The sequence below is a fragment of the Methanosarcina baikalica genome, from assembly GCF_031461075.1.
In the GTDB taxonomy this organism is placed as follows: domain Archaea; phylum Halobacteriota; class Methanosarcinia; order Methanosarcinales; family Methanosarcinaceae; genus Methanosarcina; species Methanosarcina baikalica.
Window position 1 is genome coordinate 49,756 of record NZ_JAVKPK010000004.1, and the last position, 18,677, is coordinate 68,432.

At 41.1% G+C, this 18,677-nt stretch carries 18 protein-coding genes; 8 read left to right on the top strand and 10 right to left on the bottom strand.

What is annotated here, in order from left to right:
* The first annotated feature begins 57 nt into the window (after nt 1-57).
* A complete protein-coding gene (locus RG963_RS01930) occupies nt 58-1,197 on the top strand; it encodes a radical SAM protein (protein WP_310574584.1) in 1,140 nt (379 codons plus the stop codon).
* Nucleotides 1,198-1,645: 448 nt separating this feature from the next.
* On the opposite strand, the gene RG963_RS01935 is transcribed toward RG963_RS01930, so the two are convergent.
* A complete protein-coding gene (locus RG963_RS01935) occupies nt 1,646-2,503 on the bottom strand; it encodes a coiled-coil protein (protein WP_310574585.1) in 858 nt (285 codons plus the stop codon).
* Nucleotides 2,504-2,552: 49 nt separating this feature from the next.
* Nucleotides 2,553-3,245 carry a phosphoserine phosphatase SerB gene (gene serB / locus RG963_RS01940; protein WP_310574586.1) on the bottom strand — a complete coding sequence of 231 codons (693 nt, stop codon included), beginning with the start codon at nt 3,243-3,245 and terminating at the stop codon, nt 2,553-2,555.
* A gap of 417 nt (nt 3,246-3,662) precedes the next feature.
* On the opposite strand from serB, the gene RG963_RS01945 reads away from it, so the two are divergent.
* Nucleotides 3,663-4,493, top strand: coding sequence for a F420-dependent methylenetetrahydromethanopterin dehydrogenase (locus tag RG963_RS01945; protein WP_310574618.1), 831 nt, complete (start codon nt 3,663-3,665; stop codon nt 4,491-4,493).
* Nucleotides 4,494-4,643: 150 nt separating this feature from the next.
* Here the strand turns inward: RG963_RS01945 and RG963_RS01950 are convergent, their stop codons facing one another.
* Nucleotides 4,644-5,075: a DUF2111 domain-containing protein gene (locus RG963_RS01950; protein WP_310574587.1), complete on the bottom strand. Its 432-nt coding sequence runs from the start codon at nt 5,073-5,075 to the stop codon at nt 4,644-4,646.
* A gap of 72 nt (nt 5,076-5,147) precedes the next feature.
* The gene (locus tag RG963_RS01955) at nt 5,148-5,810 is read right to left on the bottom strand and encodes a DUF166 domain-containing protein (protein ID WP_310574588.1); all 663 of its coding nucleotides are present in this window, start codon (nt 5,808-5,810) and stop codon (nt 5,148-5,150) included.
* 150 nt (nt 5,811-5,960) lie between these two features.
* Between RG963_RS01955 and tmk the strand changes: the two genes are divergently transcribed.
* Nucleotides 5,961-6,578, top strand: coding sequence for a dTMP kinase (tmk, locus tag RG963_RS01960; RefSeq protein ID WP_310574589.1), 618 nt, complete (start codon nt 5,961-5,963; stop codon nt 6,576-6,578).
* Between the two features lie 54 nt (nt 6,579-6,632).
* Here the strand turns inward: tmk and RG963_RS01965 are convergent, their stop codons facing one another.
* On the bottom strand, nt 6,633-6,893 hold the full coding sequence (locus RG963_RS01965) for a hypothetical protein (RefSeq protein ID WP_310574590.1): 261 nt from the start codon (nt 6,891-6,893) through the stop codon (nt 6,633-6,635).
* 120 nt (nt 6,894-7,013) lie between these two features.
* Nucleotides 7,014-7,748 (bottom strand): HisA/HisF-related TIM barrel protein, encoded by a 735-nt coding sequence (locus RG963_RS01970; RefSeq protein ID WP_310574591.1) that lies wholly within the window; start codon nt 7,746-7,748, stop codon nt 7,014-7,016.
* 111 nt (nt 7,749-7,859) lie between these two features.
* On the opposite strand from RG963_RS01970, the gene RG963_RS01975 reads away from it, so the two are divergent.
* Both RG963_RS01975 and RG963_RS01980 read left to right on the top strand, forming a co-directional pair.
* Nucleotides 7,860-8,564 (top strand): (5-formylfuran-3-yl)methyl phosphate synthase, encoded by a 705-nt coding sequence (locus tag RG963_RS01975; protein ID WP_310574592.1) that lies wholly within the window; start codon nt 7,860-7,862, stop codon nt 8,562-8,564.
* Between the two features lie 102 nt (nt 8,565-8,666).
* Complete coding sequence (locus tag RG963_RS01980; protein ID WP_310574593.1) at nt 8,667-9,200, top strand: metal-dependent hydrolase; 534 nt, start codon at nt 8,667-8,669, stop codon at nt 9,198-9,200.
* A gap of 91 nt (nt 9,201-9,291) precedes the next feature.
* Here RG963_RS01980 and RG963_RS01985 read toward each other — a convergent pair whose 3' ends face one another.
* From RG963_RS01985 to RG963_RS01995, 3 genes are all read right to left on the bottom strand, one after another.
* A complete protein-coding gene (locus tag RG963_RS01985) occupies nt 9,292-11,073 on the bottom strand; it encodes a hypothetical protein (protein ID WP_310574594.1) in 1,782 nt (593 codons plus the stop codon).
* A 434-nt stretch (nt 11,074-11,507) separates the two neighbouring features.
* Nucleotides 11,508-11,633 carry a hypothetical protein gene (locus RG963_RS01990; protein WP_310574595.1) on the bottom strand — a complete coding sequence of 42 codons (126 nt, stop codon included), beginning with the start codon at nt 11,631-11,633 and terminating at the stop codon, nt 11,508-11,510.
* Between the two features lie 239 nt (nt 11,634-11,872).
* Nucleotides 11,873-12,769, bottom strand: coding sequence for a polysaccharide deacetylase family protein (locus RG963_RS01995; protein WP_310574596.1), 897 nt, complete (start codon nt 12,767-12,769; stop codon nt 11,873-11,875).
* Nucleotides 12,770-13,875: 1,106 nt separating this feature from the next.
* Between RG963_RS01995 and RG963_RS02000 the strand changes: the two genes are divergently transcribed.
* The gene (locus RG963_RS02000; protein WP_310574597.1) at nt 13,876-15,489 is read left to right on the top strand and encodes a right-handed parallel beta-helix repeat-containing protein; all 1,614 of its coding nucleotides are present in this window, start codon (nt 13,876-13,878) and stop codon (nt 15,487-15,489) included.
* A gap of 302 nt (nt 15,490-15,791) precedes the next feature.
* Here the strand turns inward: RG963_RS02000 and RG963_RS02005 are convergent, their stop codons facing one another.
* A complete protein-coding gene (locus tag RG963_RS02005) occupies nt 15,792-15,968 on the bottom strand; it encodes an LbetaH domain-containing protein (RefSeq protein WP_310574598.1) in 177 nt (58 codons plus the stop codon).
* 67 nt (nt 15,969-16,035) lie between these two features.
* On the opposite strand from RG963_RS02005, the gene RG963_RS02010 reads away from it, so the two are divergent.
* Both RG963_RS02010 and RG963_RS02015 read left to right on the top strand, forming a co-directional pair.
* Nucleotides 16,036-18,126 carry a disaggregatase related repeat-containing protein gene (locus tag RG963_RS02010; RefSeq protein ID WP_310574599.1) on the top strand — a complete coding sequence of 697 codons (2,091 nt, stop codon included), beginning with the start codon at nt 16,036-16,038 and terminating at the stop codon, nt 18,124-18,126.
* Nucleotides 18,127-18,442: 316 nt separating this feature from the next.
* Nucleotides 18,443-18,631 carry a hypothetical protein gene (locus RG963_RS02015; RefSeq protein WP_310574600.1) on the top strand — a complete coding sequence of 63 codons (189 nt, stop codon included), beginning with the start codon at nt 18,443-18,445 and terminating at the stop codon, nt 18,629-18,631.
* The last annotated feature ends 46 nt before the right edge of the window (nt 18,632-18,677 follow it).

Sequence of the window (18,677 nt, forward strand, 5' to 3'; positions counted from 1 at the left end):
CAAAAAGAGCAGAACTGACACAAACATCAGCATCAAATATCAGGTGCAGGAAAAAATATGCAGTATGATTTTTATAAAAGCCCACTTCTCAGAGTGTATACGGAAATCGAAGACGGACACATGAGGATGAAAACCAGCGGGGCTGCTTCCATCCTTATGAAAAAAAATCTTGAGAAAAACCTCTCAGTTTTTGAAGGCGAAAAGCCTGCAAAAGTGGAGGCAGGCAGGCTCATCTGTTCAACCTGGATGCCCCCGATCCCAAGCCCGGGTTTTGACCGCCTGGTAAAAAGCCAGCTTTTTTCCATTCTGGGAAAAAAGATTCCAGACCAGGTCACTATCTCCATTACTGAAGAATGCCCGAACAACTGCATTCACTGTGCCCTTCCTGATACAAAAAACCGGGCGAAACTTACACCGGAAACAGTAAAATCCACAATAGACCAGGTGCTCGAAATGGGCACAACTTTCGTGATCTTTGACGGAGGTGAGCCCCTAACCTATCCGGATTTAGAAGACCTGATCCGGTATGTGGACTCTGAAAAAGCCATTACAGGCATGTTTACCTCAGGAGTAGGGCTGACTGAAGAGCGAGCCAACCGCCTTAAAGAGGCAGGCCTTTATTCTCTCACTGTCAGTTTTGACAGCGCGCACGAAGATAAACACGATCATGTAAGGGGCAGGAAAGGAGTTTTTAAAAGTGCGGTTGAAGCAGTAAAAAATGGACTTAAGGCAGGGCTGCTTGTAAATATATATGTGGTGCTTTCCAGGGACAATGTAAACGAGCTTGAAGACCTGTATGCTCTTGCATCAGAGCTTGGAGTCCACGAACTCTCCTTCTATGAAATAGTTCCTACGGGCAGGTGGATGGACCATGCTTCAGAAATCATGACCCCGAAAGATCTGAGAAAATTCGACAATTTTGTGTCCGGAGCCAGGGAGAAAGAAGGTCCCAGAGTGTTTCCTATCCCGCAGGTTATGAAAACCACAGGCTGTATGGCAGGTAGAAAGTGGCTGCATATTACCCCGGAAGGAAATATTCTTCCCTGTGCCTGTATCCCGATTCCTTATGGGAATGTCCATAGAGACAGCATAAAGGACGTCTGGAAAAGAATCAGAGAGGACCCTGCATATAACGCTAAGTGCTGTCTTATGAGGAACCCTGAATTCAGGGAAAAGTACCTGAAAGTTTTAGAGTAAATCCGGGATAAAAATTAGATCCGGCTCTTTAATGCCATTTTCAAAATGAAAAGCTAAAGCTAGCAAAATATAAATTGTAACCCTACTTTGACAGGAGCATACATTTTGTAATGTATAAATGGGCTTCATGCTTCTGTTTTCTGCATACAATTAAAATTTATATCATATGTTTATTGATTTTTGATATTTGAAATTTTACTAAACTGTGATGTGTCAATACAACATGTTTTTTGTATGAAAATACTATAATAATTAGTAAAATCTGTCAAAGTAGGGTTGTAAGGAACAAAAGCAGTCGATGGAAATGAAAGTAGAATAATGAATAGCATGCGCTGAACATGTCAAATATAGGTATCAGATAAGCTAGAAAAGAAAAATATGATGCAGGTTTATTACACCCTGCAACAAATTGATTTTTTTGTATATGTATTCTTTTTTGTGAGATGAATTAGACTAAACCCGATCTCTGAAGAGTCATCAGGTCTTCGGTGGTGAGTTTTGCTCCGCCTTTGAACTTATCGAAGATGGACTTGGCATCCTTCTGGAGTTCGGACTTGACAACACGGGACTTCCCATCTTTGTCTTTTTTCTTGAGTTTGAAGATTTCTTTATCAAGATCCCTAATTTCCTTCTGGGCGTTGATGAAAACCTTGTGCTGTTCGTCAGCTGCTTCCTGGGCTTTTACAAATTCCCTGTGGGCAATGTCAGATTCTGCCCTGGTTCTGTCAGCCTCTTTGAAAGCGGTGATCATCTTCTCATGGTATTCCTGAGCCTGCCTTGCATATTCTGCCAGCTCGTTGTGGAATTCTGAGGCTTCATCCCTTATTAGCTGAGCTTCGTCCAGGATGTTTTTCAGTTCGAGGTTGCTTTCGAGCTGGACTTTTTTGACCTGGTACTGTTTTTGAAGCAGAGTAATCTTGCCCACAAGTTCCCTTTCCTTACTTGTGCTCAGGACCTCGGTTTGCTGGGCAAATTCAAGACGATCAATATCTTTTCTCAGGGCTTTGATAGAAGGGCCACCCAGGTTGTTCTGCTTCCTGATCGAATCTGCTTTTGCAAACAGATCATTTGCCCTGGAATTGGTATCATCGCGCTTGTTTTTGTATTCGCTGACCTTCTCATTAATTTCGTCCCTGAGAACTTTTAATTCCTGGGCCTCGTTGATAAGATCTTTCGTCTTCTTGTTCAGCTCATTACGCTTTGCAGCGAGAGCACTGGCTTCTGCATTTAGAGTGTTCCTTTTTTCCTTGGATTCTTCAGAAATGTCCTTCAGATCTGATCTTTTTTTCTGTAGTTCTTTTAGCATCTCTTATTGTGCCTCCCGATCCAGCAAAAAAGCTGGCATTTTGGTAGTTCTAATGTTCGATGTCGACATGCTGTGCCTGATTACAACATTGATAAGAAAGAGATTCAAGAATAGGAATAACGGCTTTAAGATCTTTTTTTGTTATGACCACGTCCGCATATTCCCTCAGGATAGGCTTGGGATTGAAAGCTATGGCAAAACCTGCCTTTTCAAAGATACAGGCATCATTTGCACCGTCTCCGACAACTACACATTGCTCTGGCCGGACCCCGTTAAGCTGGGCCAGTTCCTCGAATACTTTCGCTTTGGAGTCGCTTTGTGTGATGGGGCCGACAACTTTGCCTGTAAGGCAGCCGTCTTCCACAAGCAGTTCGTTGGAAACAACAAAATCAATGCCAAGCACTTTACCTATTGAATCGGCAGAAATGGTAAATCCTCCGGAAATCATTGCAGTCTTATAGCCCCTCGTTTTAACGTAGAGAATAAGTTCTGCTGCTCCCGGCATGAGATGGATCTGGTTTACCGCTTCCAGGGCAGTTCCAAAGGGAAGCCCCTTGAGAAGCCTGACCCTTTCTAAAAGCGCTTGCTCGAAATCAAGGTCCCCATACATCGCTTTCTTCGTAATCTCCTCTACTTTGCTTGCAACACCTGCAGCCCTGGCGAGCTCATCGATAGTCTCAGCGTCTATAAGGGTACTATCCATATCAAAAACAATCATTTTGTTTTCAGTAGAATCATGCATAGGACAGTTCACTCAATCAAAACCTAGACTTGAATAGCTATTAGATATAGCGGGATAACTTCTCGAAAAAGGGCATGCTGCTCGGTGTACCTTTCTCAGGGGTACCCCCGCAACCTAGTATAAAATACACTTGCCCTGACATTAAAAGCCCACCAACGGATAGAGTTTTCAAATTATAATACGGGTTCTGAAACAAAACCACAAAACAACAGCATTGATGTCAACGTTTTTGAGTGAAATAAATCACATCCTTTTTAAGCTTTTCGGAGGGACAAGAAAACATACCGAATAATAATTATAAATAGGATATATATTTATAAAATAGGAGTAATAGGGAACGAAGATTGCCAAAAGAATTATAAACCCTTTAGGAATTCCATTATTGAAGAAAATGGTCAACACAGGATTTTGAGAAAAATGGTCAACATAGGTTTTATAAAAATGGGCAACCTGGGAATGAGCCAGGTTATCAATCTGATCCAGGATGAAATTGCAGCAAGAGAGGGAATCACAGTAAGGGCATTTGGCACAGGTGCCAAGATGGGCCCTGCTGAGGCCGCAGATACTGAAAGTTTCAAGCAGTGGAATGCAGACTTTGTGGTAATTATCAGCCCTAACGCAGCAGCTCCAGGCCCCACTGCAGCCCGTGAAGTATGGAAGGACGTGCCCTGCATTGTGGTCTCAGATGGCCCAACAAAAAAAGAAGCTAGAGAAGCTTTTGAGCAGGGAGGCTTCGGATATATCATTCTCCCGGTAGACCCTCTCATAGGAGCAAAGAGAGAGTTTCTTGATTCGGTGGAGATGGCATCCTTCAACTCAGATGCAATGAAAGTGTTATCCGTCTGTGGTGTTGTTAGACTCATCCAGGAAGAATTGGATAAAGTAACCGACCAGGTTGCTTCCGGAAGATCAGGAAAAGAACTGGAACTTCCACACATTTTCGCAAAACCAGAAAAATGTGTTGAGCATGCAGGTTTTGTAAATCCTTACGCAAAGGCAAAGGCTCTTGCCGCCCTTCACATGGCTGAAAAAGTAGCACAGGTTAACTTCCCTGCATGTTTCATGTTAAAGGAAATCGACCAGGTATGCCTGACAGCCGCAGCCGGACATGAAATAATGGGAGCTGCCGCCCAGCTTGCAACTCAGGCAAGGGAAATTGAAAAATCCAATGACACAGTATTCAGGCAACCCCACGCAAAGAATGGGACCCTGCTGAAAAAAGTAAAATTATACGAAAAGCCAGAGTAAATGCCGGAAAACCATTTAAGAGTTTGAAACCGGAACCTTAATTGGAGGAAAGTATAAAATGATGTCCCTGGAAAATAAGCGGGGACAAATCCTCCAATAACAACTTCTTTTCGATTAATCCTCTGAGTTTTGGGTTATTATTTATGAATTTTACTTCTTTGCGTCCTCGACTTCTTCCATTACCGACATGTATTCCTGAAAAACGGAGGGGAGATCTATAGTAGCCAGCAGATCCACAATCCCAAGAGCTGCAAAAACTTTTCCGTCTTTTGAGCGAATGGGAGCAACAACCACATGTTTTCCTCTATATACACCTTCTGTGGGAACTTCATGGGCAATTTTGTTTGTTTTTAATACTTCTTCGAGTACAGGCCCTGTGTAGTCCCTGTCGAGGATTTTTCCTTTTTCCAGGCGAAGCCCTTTTCGCTTGAGACTGCGAATGGTCGTAGGAAGTCCAATGACCGAATGCACTGCGATTGCTATTGCCTCAAGGTCTTCGGGCCCTGAGTCTTCTGAGAGAGATAGGGAAATAATGTTTTCACCCCCGTAGATTACTGGATACCGGATTGGATAAAAGGCCAAAGCTGTTCATTTTTGAAAAGCTAGGTCCCACTTTCCAGCTATATGGAATATGTTTTTTCAAAGAATATATACTCACTCCCTAGTCTCAAGCGCTTTTATAAATGCCTGCTTGTGCAGTTCTCCAGACTCATGGATTCCACCAAGATCACCACGGGAAGCCCTGCAGGGGTAATGCTGGATCAACAGCCCAGCTCTAGGGGATGCGTCTTTTACTGACGTTCCGACGATTTCTTTTGCCATATGCCAGGTACTCCCACATGGAGCGCCTTTTATCACCTCGACGTCGGCAATTTTTCCGTCTTCTGTTTTTACTTTCAGAACAGGAGATCCAAAGATATCCGTAAATGGCTTGTTGAAGGCATTGGATTTAAGACTACAGCAGATCTCATCTACCTCGATGTCCATGCCTGAAACTTTTGAGATCTTTTGGAGTTCGGGAATCGAAGCTCTGGACGGCCCACCCGGAACAATTAAGGAACGCACACCAGCCTCTGCCGCGAGCCTTGCAATTGAAGACGTAAGATCCGGATGCAAAGAATAAGTAATTATGATTTCGGCAGAAAAAACGCGTCTATCGAAATTAAGAGTTTCCAGGAATTCATCAGGCTCTTCAATGAACACAGGCACGAACTCAGGCAAGTCAGCAGTTACAACTGTAAAATCGCTATGTTCCCTGACAGTCTCAATCAGGCGGTGCCCGTATTTGCCTCGAGTAATAACTCCGATTACAGTCATTACTCTAAGTTATTTTTAATATTGTATAAATAGATGCTTATTTTATCTGGAACTCCTGCCCTGACTAGCCAGACATATGGAAGTCCCTATAGAGTATAAATACAGATAGTGCGTTTCAATAAAAACCTTTAAAGAAAAAAGATGGTCCTTATGAAAGGCAAACTGATCACACTTGAAGGCATTGACGGTTCAGGGAAAAGCACGGTTGCAAAAAAGCTTCAGGAAAACCCCGAAATTAAAGCCTTTGAACCTGTTTTTACCAGGGAACCAACAAGAGGCACTCTTACTGGAAATGCCGTGGAAAAAGCCATCCAGTCGGATACCGACCAGCTTGCCGAGCTTTTCCTTTTTACAGCTGACCATGCCGAACACCTGGCAAAGCTTGTAAAGCCTGCGCTTGAAAGTGGAAAAACAGTGATTTCTGACCGCTATTCCGACAGCCGATATGCTTACCAGGGCATAACCTTGAAAACCCGCCTGGAAAATTCGCTTGAATGGGTAAAGAATTTGCATAGAGGCTGGACTATTGTTCCGGACCTGACTTTTCTGTTTGATATAAGGCCCGAAATCTCAGTTGAGCGCTGCGGGAGGCGAGGAGAGCAAAGCAAGTTCGAGAAAATAGAATTTTTACGAGGAGTCAGGGAGACTTTCCTCAGGCTTGCGGCAGAAGATCCTGAACGTTTTATTGTAATCGATGCTTCCCTTTCTCCTGAAAGCATAGAAAAGGAAGTTGCAGAAAAAATTCTGGAGTTCCTGAACAGGAACTGACCAAACAGACAATTAAACCGGAAAAATTAAACTCGAAAAAAGAGAAATATCCCGTTAGAGCCCGTTATCATCCGCGAATTTGATCAGGGCTTCCCCTAACATTCTGACATGTGTAGGGTTAAGGTTGAACCTTGATTTTTTTACTCCACCCCGTTCCTTTGCGAGCTCGACATATTCCTTTTCGAAACGGTCACTGTGAGCAAGGGAGATGGTCATGTACCAGCCTCCCCCCATTTTGATCTCCACATACCCGTCTCCGCTTCTCTCCTCAGTATTTTCCTCAACATTCTCTTCAGATATGTTTTCCTTTACCATACTGTAAACCTCACAATTCTTAGTGTTTAAAGTGAAATCTGCTGTTTGAATATAAAGATATTCGATAGATTGTATACCAAACATATAAGGTAGGAGTAAAAATATTCCCGATATGCATGATCACCTTTTGTTATACGCTTTAAGCCCTGAATTCAGCACATCCGGAGAAACCATCCCTGAGTGAACTGCAGTTGCAACCAGGGCCCCTTTTATCCCTAGTCTATCGAGAGTAAAAAGGTCTTCCATATCCTTGACTCCTCCTGCAAGCAGCACACTGTGCCTGGAGTATTCAACCAGTTTGCAAAGGAATTCTGGATCAAAGCCTGAGGCAGTTCCAACCCTGTCAAGGTCAAGAAAAATAAGGTCTTTTAAGGGGAAATTATTTAGAACTTTTACGATTTCAAAAGGAGATTCAGGAATCTCAGGGTCCTCTTTCAGGACTTTTCCATGCTTCATATCAATGCTGACACTGATCCTTCCGGGATTTTCGAAAGCTGCGTCTTTGATTGCTGAAATTGTGCCGGTTTCTGTACCTATCACAGCAGTCCCTGCAATGGAAAGAGCTTTATTCACGCCTTCTGGAGATGAAATCCCGAAATCAAGCATCGTGTCTGCTCTTAAACTTACTTCCCGGATAATTTCGGCATTTGCTTCGAGAGGTTCTTTGCCCTGCAGCACATTAAGGTCGGCAATATAGACTTCCCTGGGCTGAAGGAGCTTGATTATGCTCACAGGGTCCGAACTACTACATACAGCACTTGAATCTGAAACGTGAAGGTACTTTTCCCTGACACCGCCCTTTGCAAGAACTACGCTACGGTTAAATATATCCATCACAAAAACTACTCGGAACATACTTATTACATAGTTGCATCATCCTATAAAAAATATAAAATAATGTTTATTGTATAAAAACAATAATATTCATCATAGGATTCAAATTCCATATTTAGTTAGAGGATTTTTATGAAACTGCTTGTAAGTCCAATCAATAGAGAGGAAGCAATTATTGCTTCCAGAGGCGGCGCAGACATTGTGGATGTCAAAAACCCGAAAGAAGGTTCCCTTGGTGCGAATTTCCCGTGGATAATAAGGGAAATAAAAGAGGCTGTAGATGGCAGACAGCCGATAAGCGCAACCATAGGAGATTTTAATTACAAACCAGGAACTGCTTCCCTTGCAGCATTTGGGGCAGCAGTTGCAGGAGCGGATTACATTAAGGTGGGCCTTTACGATATTCAGACTGAAGCCCAGGCCCTTGAGCTTCTCACAAAAATAACACGAGCTGTAAAAGATTACGACTCAACAAAAAAAGTAGTTGCCTCAGGATATTCGGACTACAAACGTATCAATTCAATTCCCCCGTTATTGCTTCCATCAATTGCCGCAGAGGCTGGGGCAGATGTAGTGATGGTTGATACAGCAATCAAGGATGGAAAATCTACCTTCGAGTTCATGGATGAGAATGAACTTAAAAAATTCACTGACCTTGCCCATGAATACGGACTTGAAAACGCGATTGCCGGTTCCCTGAAATTTGAGGATCTTCCGGTACTTGAAAGGATAGGGCCAGACATTATTGGTGTCCGGGGCATGGTCTGCGGAGGGGACAGAAGAACTGCGATCCGGCAGGAACTGGTAGAAAAGCTCGTAGCTGAGTGCCAGGCCTGAAAAACTCTGCTTATTCAATGTAAAAATGGAAGTTTATGCCGGCAGGTCTTTCAGGCAAGCCGGCCACAAAATAAATATAAACAAATAACTATTTTTAGTCTGATGTTTATTTTTGGACATATAGGGATTACTCTGGGAATATTCTATTTGCTGAACACTTTATTTTCAAAAAATAGCTTCCTGGCAACTGTCCCATACATTGTATTTGGGTCACTCCTACCAGACATTATAGATAAACCTCTTGGCAGAATAATCCTTGCTGAAACCATAGGGAGCGGACGAATCTTTGCCCATACTCTATTGTTCGGGGCTCTGCTTGGTCTAGTAGGTTACTATCTCTACCATAAGGGGCAAGATAAACTTCTGATTGTTGCAGGAGCATCTTTTTGTCATCTGCTTGAAGATCAAATGTGGAATACTCCTAACATATTTTTATGGCCACTTTTAGGCTGGGAATTCCCGAGAGATACGATTTCCGGGAACTTTATCGAGTATCTGATGATAATTTTCAATAGATCATATGACTCTGCATTTAAAGTAACTTTTACCTCAGAAATAATAGGATTGCTTATAATTGTCCTTCTTACTGGCAAATATATTCAATTGAAAATGAAAGAAAATTCTGTAGTAAAATAAATAAAGAGAAAAAGAGAGGAAATTTACTTTAAGGCGTGAAGGCACCTTCCTCAGAACCGGAGCTATCAGGCAAATGTCTGGGGGGAGCAGTTCATGGTTTGTGTTTATAAATCTCTATATTAAGAGAGTCGTAGATCTTGTGCACAAGGTAATCATTCTGAGCTCTTGAGATGTTTCCGATAGAAACTGGCGCGTCATCGGATTTTTGTTTATTCAGGCTCAAAGCCTCCGAAAAGGTGGTTACCACTAGATAGAAAGGTTCGTTTTCCACTTTATCTAAAGGTATGATCCCTTCATAATCACTTTTATAGGCATAAATAGGTCTTGCAGAGACCTCAGCAAATTCAGCAGACCGGCTAAGATTGCCGCTAAAAGTTCCTGGCAGGGTGTTGCTTCTTTCCTCACTTCCAGAGGACATATATGGATAAGTTTCTTTTACTCCGCATAACCACTGAATCCCTTCTACCTCGTTTTGTGAGACTACTTCAGAAATTCCACCGGTATATGGAGAACTGAAGCAGGTAAAGAATCCCAGGGTCCAGAGAAGGCAAAGGACCAGTACTGCGGAGCCAAGACCCAGGGTATATCCTTTTCTCAGGAAAATAACATAGAGGGAATACCCCAGCAGAGGGATCTGGGCAAAAATAATGAAACTAAGATTTGCAAACCTATCTGGAGGGTAAGGAAGAAAGGGATTTAAAAGGAAGGCAAGCTCCAGGAAAAAGGTTGCGATATAAAGGATCAAAAAGCGGGGATACCTGCGGACAAAATGGTGGCAAAATCTTTTACGGTTCTGCCATACGATTACTGAGTTGATCAGAATAAAAATTAATGGAATATAGTACTTGCCGTAATAGAGATTTAAAAGATGCACGAACTCGAAAAAGCCATTTTCCGTTCCTGGCACCCTGGAAAAGGCTGTAGACATTAACGTCTCGGTGCGCAAGACAAGAGTCGAAAGGAAGACATCAAGAAACTGGGGAGCGTATTTTGCATAGAACAGGAAACCTCCCGAGGCAAAAGACAGAAAGATAAATATAGGGACTTTCCTTCCCCGGGAAGAGCCGGAAAGAAAATTAAGACTCCGAATTTTACGGAGAAATCCGAACTTCAATATTGTGCTCGAAAAGATGAGGGACAGGGAAAAACAAGCCAAGTATGCAAAAATGAAAGGATGGGCTAACGGAACCAAAGGCAACATGAAAAGAAGGCAAACGCCCATTGCCCTATTTTTATCAGAAAGCGCGCTTCTCAGCACAAAAAGATAGAGAGGCACCAGACAGAAGCACAGGTAGTAAGGAGCTGCTGAGGCCTGGAAATGCCCGAAATAAGGAATAAGCGAAGAGAGAAAAGCTACTGAGACCAGTTTTTCCCTGCTCATAAAAATTCGGTAAAACAGGAACATTCCGGTAATAAACATGATTGAAAAAAAAACTGGCAAAAAATAGGAAAGTACCCAGGTTTCAAGGCCTGAAATCAAAGACATGGCTGAAACAAGCAGAGGACCCGTAGGAGAAAGACTGGAAAAACCTGCAGAATCAGAAAGTGCACTCTGTCCTGCAAGCCCGATATATGAAAATTCTTTACCCCTGCCGACTGAAACATAGCCAAGGATATAAGGGATGATCAGTACCGTAATGTGAACAAGCAGCAGTATAAGAACTGCACTTATTTTTCTGTATGCAAGGAGCAGAACGCAGGCTGAAAGGTAACAAAGTAGCAGGGTCAGATAAAAGTGAAAAGGAAGCTGCTCATAGATGTTGCTTGTATACCCTTCTGACGGGATCCCCCTAAGAATAAAGAGACTGTAAACCAGTAGTAAGAGAGAAATCGAGGTTATAAGATTTAATATGTTATTGGTGATTTTAGACAATGTGTCCCCATCCTTTTAGAAAGTTACAGAGTCCAGTTTCCGCACCTAGGTATGAACCATCCCAGAAACAGTGGTTTCACTCCTATAGGGTTTTGCTTTAACAGGCAACATACAGGCCCAAAAACTTTCGTTCTCAAGATGTTTATAGTTCGTTATTCGTTTCTCCTCGTTCTCATTTTTTCCTATATCCATTCGGCCCAACCAATAATTAATGGTTGTGCCCGAAATGCAGATTGATATACCTGCCTCAACCTAATTAATGTTTTCATGGATTAAAAATTTCCAACAATTAAAGGCTTTCGGGCATTATGCTTCACTCCACTATTTTTACTGAAATAATTCCCGCATAAAGTTATATTTTCCTTGAATGGATTTTGCTGCTATTGGAGTTATATTCCATCTTAATTTCCTGGAGTGAAGATTGAGCTATCCAGTTAGTTTCCGATTCCTGCCTCTAAGGGGTGATCCCTGGATATTTCTCCAAGAAAAAGCATTATTATGATCAGAATAATGAAGTGCTTTTCTCTGAAGGCAGGACTCAGGGCAACCATCTGGATCATAGATCGCATTCCGAAGACGGGAAGATTCAATCCTTGATCGACTAGATTAAGGCTAATTTACGATGATGAGTTTTCTAGTAAATTAGAAGCAGACAGCTCATTCATATATGCAATATAAAGTAACTCTCCTCAACCACTATTAGATGGCTTTTTAAGCAGGTCGGGCAATGGGTCCAATAGGCGCACTTGTCATTATTTGCCGGTTCCGATTATAAAATTTTGAATAATATTCTCAAGTATTATATTCCTGAGTAATCCCTCAAGCATATTTTTTTAACCTCATTCAGATTTTTCAGAATGTGACGGATTCTATTTTCTACAAGCTTTCCTTTTATGCACCAGTAAAAGGGTCTGTTTTTCCCTATTGAAGGAAATCTGGTACATGAAATATCAAGCGGATGGAAATAGAATATCGTATGTCCTCTTTTCAGGCTCTGGATCAGCCCATTTAAGACTAAAGGAGCTCCCAAAAAGCGTAGGATTGGGCCTCCAGATGCCGGAATTTTCAATCCGTTTTGATAATAGGCCCAGGGAAACTCAATAAAGTTTCTATCATTGCCTGCTTCAAGCCTACTTTTTGCAGGATAGTAGGGAAAAGATGAAACTTTATTTAGGGGCGAATCAGTTTTATTATAAAGAGAATTTACGGATACTGATGAATCATATTTGAACCCGATCTGTTCCAGTAAATCCACCATCCAGCCGCCTATCAGGGCATTTGGTGCCCTATACCCTACCACTTTCTCCCCGCTAATTTTTTCCAGGATCCTTTTTGCAAGCAATGTCATCTGCTCAAATTCCTGATTACTCACTAATCGAGTCTTCGTCTCAGGATCGATTTTGCAGGCGTGATGCAGCCCATGGCAAGCAAGCTCATGCCCCCTTTCCACGATTGACTCGACAAGCCCAGGATAGTGCTCTACAGTGTCCGCAACTACAAAGAAAGTAGCAGTCACGTTGAACTCATCAAGAATATCCAGTACCCTGTTTGTAGGCTCAGTCAGGAAATCGTACCTACCGTGCCATTTTTCAAAGAACTCATTTACATTCTTGTAAACAGCATAAGGAGAGCTACAGACAGACGGAATGTGATACCAATCCTCAAGATCCACTGTAACCGAAAAACTTTCTTTCATAAGATCCCCCGCGCTACCAAACGCACTCATAAACATGTAATAAATCCTTGAGTTATACTGAAAGTTATATGGGAATGAAAACAATGCAAAATCACACTTCGTAAAAAAATTACTAAGTAGTTGAAGAGCATAAGAGTATAAAAAATTTTTGAGTATTTCAGTTAAAATAAAAAAAGTGTGATACATCAGCAGAAATAGTTTATCATTAACAGTGAGAATTCAATTGATAATAGATAGACATGTATAGATATAAATACCGTGGAGCCCTAGCATAACGTCCATCTGGACTATATAAAGGAAATTCCAGGATCAAAGGAGAGAAACCAAGCATTGCCTGAACGGCTGATCTCAAAATCTAAAGCAGTTACTCAAAAGAGCTTTTAAAAATGTAAAATTAATCGAAAGTCATTGAGTTTTCCCATAGTACTCAGACGAATACTATGATAATAAATCATATGAGATATTATAGAAACATCTTAATAGAAATGTGTAATAGATATATAGGAAAGATAATATTATTTACTTATTTTGCCTCCCTGCTGATCCCTTCCATTAAAACAAGGGGCATTGATCGGGAAGATAACGTCCTGTGGCCAGTAACTTTGAAAAATATCTGAGGAAAAGGAGACGTTACTTTATAAAATTTTGATTTCATTTAAAATTCCTATAAGGTCCAATCCAAAGTGATGCAATGACAATACGAAAGCTAGGAACCCTATTTTTGGTTGAATCCCTTATTTTGACAACCGCAGTGGCTGCTTTAGACGGCCAAGGTGCACTAATTGTATATGTTGCCGGAGATGGAAGCAGAGACTTCTAAAAAGATACAATGGACTCCGACAGTCATAACTTTTTTAACGACACTCAACTCAATTAAAGAAATTTTAATCACAGAAACTTTTTGTACACTGCCGAATCAATGGATATCTTCTTTGTGTTTTGCAGACACTTTAAAAAAGGGAAATGAGTAAAAGATTACTCAGCAAGGCAACAGTGAAATCGACTAAATTAAAAAAATGCTAATATATCCCAAAATCCAACTGACAAACTCCCTGCAGATAATTTTCACGCCTGGAGATTTAGAACTAAAAGTAAAGGGATAAAAAATGAACGGAAAAGATATGAGATACAGCTGGAAAAACAGGAGAAAAACAGGAGTTTATTTTGCAATTTTAATTTTTTTGATTGCATTGGGAACAACCGCCCTTTCTACTACGTCACCCAGCACCACTGTGTATATTGCTGCCGATGGGAGGGGAAATCTCAACTGTGATGGAAGTGATGACCAGGTAGAGATAAACAAAGCTCTTGCATATGTTGCAGAAAACCCTCAGTTCACAACCGTTCATCTGAAGGGTCCCAATACATACGTCATTTCGGACAGTATTTTAATTGGAAACGACACCGTTCTGGAAGGAGACCACACAGCCGTAATTAAACTTAAAGACGGAGCGGACTGGCCAAGAGATAAGCCTTTGATTACGCAAATGGACAGTGCCGGAAACCATAATATCACTATAAAAGGATTTGAAATTGACGGAAACCATAACAAGAACGATGAAAAAAAGAGAGGAGAGGGATATTACAATCAGATCTATTTCTTTAATTCTAGGAACATACAGATCTACTCTATTTACATGCATGATGGGCATGGAGACGGGCTGAAAATAGAGAGAAGCTCTAATATTCAGTTTTATAATAATAAAGTGTATAAGTTAGGACATGATGGTCTTTATGCCATTGATTGCCAGAATGTAGAGGCCTGGAACAACACAATAACCTGCAGAACTAACAGCGCTCTTAGATTATGGAACTCAAACCATGTTAAATTTCATGATAATATAATCGATTCTTTCTACCACTGGAGTGCAGGTGGACCGGGTATTCAAATTCAGAAATCAACAGGCGTGATGAACGACATAGAGGTGTATAATAATACTATCCATAATACCTATGGACCTGGAATCTGGCTGTTAGGCTATGGTCATTCTTACCCCAGGGAAGAGGCACAGGACGTACATATTCACCACAATATCTTCTACAGCACCGGTACAAACCCAAGTATCGATTGGGTAGGGGGTATAGTGACAAGTGGATTTTACAATACCCTTGTTGAGAATAACGTATTTGACGGTACATACCATGCTGCCGTTATCCATATGTATCCTGAAGGTTACTCCACAGACCTTTCACCCAAAGATACGGGATACACAACAATTGTCCGCAATAACATAATCATAAATACTCAACAGCGTGCGAAAGATCCGAACGGGACAGGGTATGGAATTATCAATTACCTCCCTGAAACACATACCTTTGTGCTGCAAAATAACTGCCTTTACAATAATACAGCAGGAGACTACAGAAATTTCAGATCAACAACCGATATTCACGCAGATCCTCTCTTTGCAGACCAGAAAAACCATGATTATCACCTGAAATCAACAGGTGGAAGGTGGAATGGAAATACCTGGGTAAAGGACCTTATAAGCTCTCCATGTATTGATGCCGGTTATTCGTCCTCTGACTATTCAAAGGAACCTGAGAACAATGGAGACAGGGTCAATATAGGATGGGACGGAAATACAGAATATGCTTCTATCTCAGGAACTATGCCCGGGTACATTGTGTGGTGGAAGCAGATATTTTCACCAGAATGGAGAATATTCAGGTTAATTTTGAGGATATTCTTCTTATTTTGCTTTAATATGACATGCTGAACTATCCTTTCCGGCTTCTTCACAGCGAGGAAGGGAAGTACCTCCTTAGAGTTAAGCTTGCTCAGATTATCCTTTAGCAGGACTAGCCGGCAAAAGCATCCTAACAATTATTTAACAGCCGTTTGCTAAATAGTTATTTAGCAGAATCAAGACCGCTTTAAGGATTTGCGTAACTTCGATTATAATTCCACCTGATCCTTTTATATCTATTTTTTTAGCAAGGATTCCTGCAATTGAAATATTTTTTTTATAAAAAGATTTGTTTACGACAGAATTTGTCCCAATTGCAATATTATCAGCAATTATGATGTCTCCAAAATCTTGGCGCCAGGCCCGATATACACATTGTTTCCGATTTGTGATGCCAAAACATCGTCTCTATTAGATCCTATATTGGTACGGGCATGTATTCTTTTCAGAATTATGATCTTCAGATCCAAGTAGTAGAAAGAAGGCAGAGATTTTTCAGGGGAGTCCATCTGTAGCCTTCAAAGATAACTTTTTTTAATCTTAAAGAATTATAGTTTAATGTATTGGGGATGCAAAATGAACGAAAAAAAGCGACTATATAAGTGGGGAAACCGAAAGAAAATATTAATTTTCAGCATAATTTTTATTTTTATAATCGCAAGTATAACCCTCATCCTCTCAGCTATGCAATCTGGTACAATAATTTATGTTGCTACCAATGGGAGTGGAGATTTCAACTGTGATGGGAGTAATGATCAGGTAGAGATAAACAAAGCTCTTGCATATGTTGCAGAAAATCCGAAGTTCACAACTGTTCATCTGGAGGGGCCCAATACATACGTCATCTCGGACAGTATTTTTATCGGAAGCAATACAGTTCTTGAAGGGGACACCACAGCTGTAATCAAACTTGAAGATAAAGCAGGCTGGCCGGTAGAAAAACCTATAATTACGCAAATGGACAGCGTCGGAAACCATGATATTATCATAAGGGGGTTCGAGATTGACGGAAACCATGATAAGAACGATGAAAGAAACAGAGGAAAAGGATATTACAATCTGATCCATTTCCTCAATTGCGAAAACATACAGGTTCATGATCTGTACATGCACGACAGTCACGGGGACGGACTTAAAGTCGTAAAAGGTTCAAACATTCAGTTTTATAATAACAGAGTATATAAGCTAGGGCATGACTCTCTCTACACAATCTATTCTTCAAATGTGGAAGCCTGGAACAACAAAATAACATGCAGAACAAACAGCGGTTTGAGAATTTACAACACGAATCATGTAAAATTCTATAACAATATCATCAACTCCGAAGGGGAAGGAGGAGCAGGAATTGAAATCCAGAAAATCGGCCCGTCAACTATCATGGATGATATTGAAATCTGCAATAATCTGCTGTATGAAACCAATGCAGCAGGTATCTGGATTACAGGTTACGGATCCAGATACTCCAAAGAATCTGCAAAAGACATATACATCCACCACAATAAATTTTATAAAACTGGTATTAACCCGAGTGCTGATTGGGCCGGGGGTATAGTGCTCAATGGCTTCCAAAATACCTTAATAGAGAATAATAAATTCGACGGATGCTATGGTGCTGCTATTTCCCATAAACAGGTTACGGATGAATTTTCAGCTCCTGATTCGGGATATACAACTATTGTGAAAAATAATATAATAATTAATACACAGTCCAGTCCTGCAGCCGGAGGAGGATATGCTGTATACAACATGTTGAAAAACACTCATTCATTTATCCTTAAAAATAATTGCCTTTCGAATAACGCCGGCGGAAATTATATGTATGCAAGTTCTACCTCAGATGTCGAGGCTGATCCTGAACTTGTGGGGAAGATGAGCAAAAATGAGTCTTTAGGAGAAGATTTCCCCTGGAGTGAAGCAATGTCTGCTGGGCCGCAAACGCCTTACGAAAGAAATGAAAGCGGAATCCAGATGGGACAAGAGGAAGGCTTCGGATCAAGCCTTAAAAGGGCATTTTCAGAGTTTTTGAGATCCCTGAAAAGACTTTTATCAAGCCTTTCGATACAGTCTGATGGAGCGGAAAACTTTAAAACTTATTTGCCTTTGACCGTTTCCGACAACGGATTGAAAGAAGAAACTCCCAATAAGACCTTTCGTGAAAGAGAGTATATCGACGTAGGAAAAAGATCAGATGGGGGCGTATACAGAGATGTCATACTCTTTGAGCTAAGTTCACTTAATCAGACCAACCAGATTAAAGAGGCATCCTTCTCTTTGTTCTGGTATTATCCAGAAAATCAAATAAGGCCGAAAGATACCGTACTGGAAGTATATAGGCCGGAAAAATGGTGCGAAGAACACATTACATGGGAGGAAATGGAGGTTGATACCCCCTGGAAAAACGTTGGAGGAGATTGGTATGACAAGAACGGTATCTTACAGGGCAGCAGTCCGTATGCCACGATAACTATCAGCGGAGATGATACGCCTGACAACCGCTACTATGAACTAAATGTAACGGAACTTGTGCAGGAATATGTCGGCGGAAAGTACGAAAATACAGGCTTCCTTATAAAGGCTCGTGAGGAAGACAATAATTATATTGCCTTCTACAGCTCCAACTGGCAAAACAAAAACCAGAGGCCTAAACTCACAATAGAGTATAACTGAATATCGATAAAATTGATCTGAAAATGTAATTTGGTTGATAAAGATGCAGGCAATGTTTAGAGATAAATATAGGGCCCTTTAATTTTCGATGCTTCTTTTTGGACATCCAGGGATTACGCTGGGAGTATATTAGGGTTGGAATATTTATACCCAAACTGAGGGTTGTAATAGATCCAAGATATATGGCGATTGGAGCTCTCCTGCCTGACTTGATAGACAAACCTGTCGGGGAAGTCATCTTTCTACCCTTGCAAACGGACGTATCATAGGTCATACCTTATTGTTCGTTCTTCTTCTCGCCCTGATAGGAGTATACGTGTACAAAAAAGAAAAGACAGCAGAAGACTTGCTCTGGATTCGGCTCTTTTTTCCATCTTCTGGAAGATCAGATGTGTACGTGGCCTTCAACTTTTTTCTGGCCGCTTCTCGGATTGAATTTTCCCACAGATTCCACGGAATATACTGGACTGGAATATTTATAAAGAATGCTCAAAAAATCTTTTGAGTCTGAGTTATCGCAAACTTTCATCGCTGAAATATGGAGATCGGGA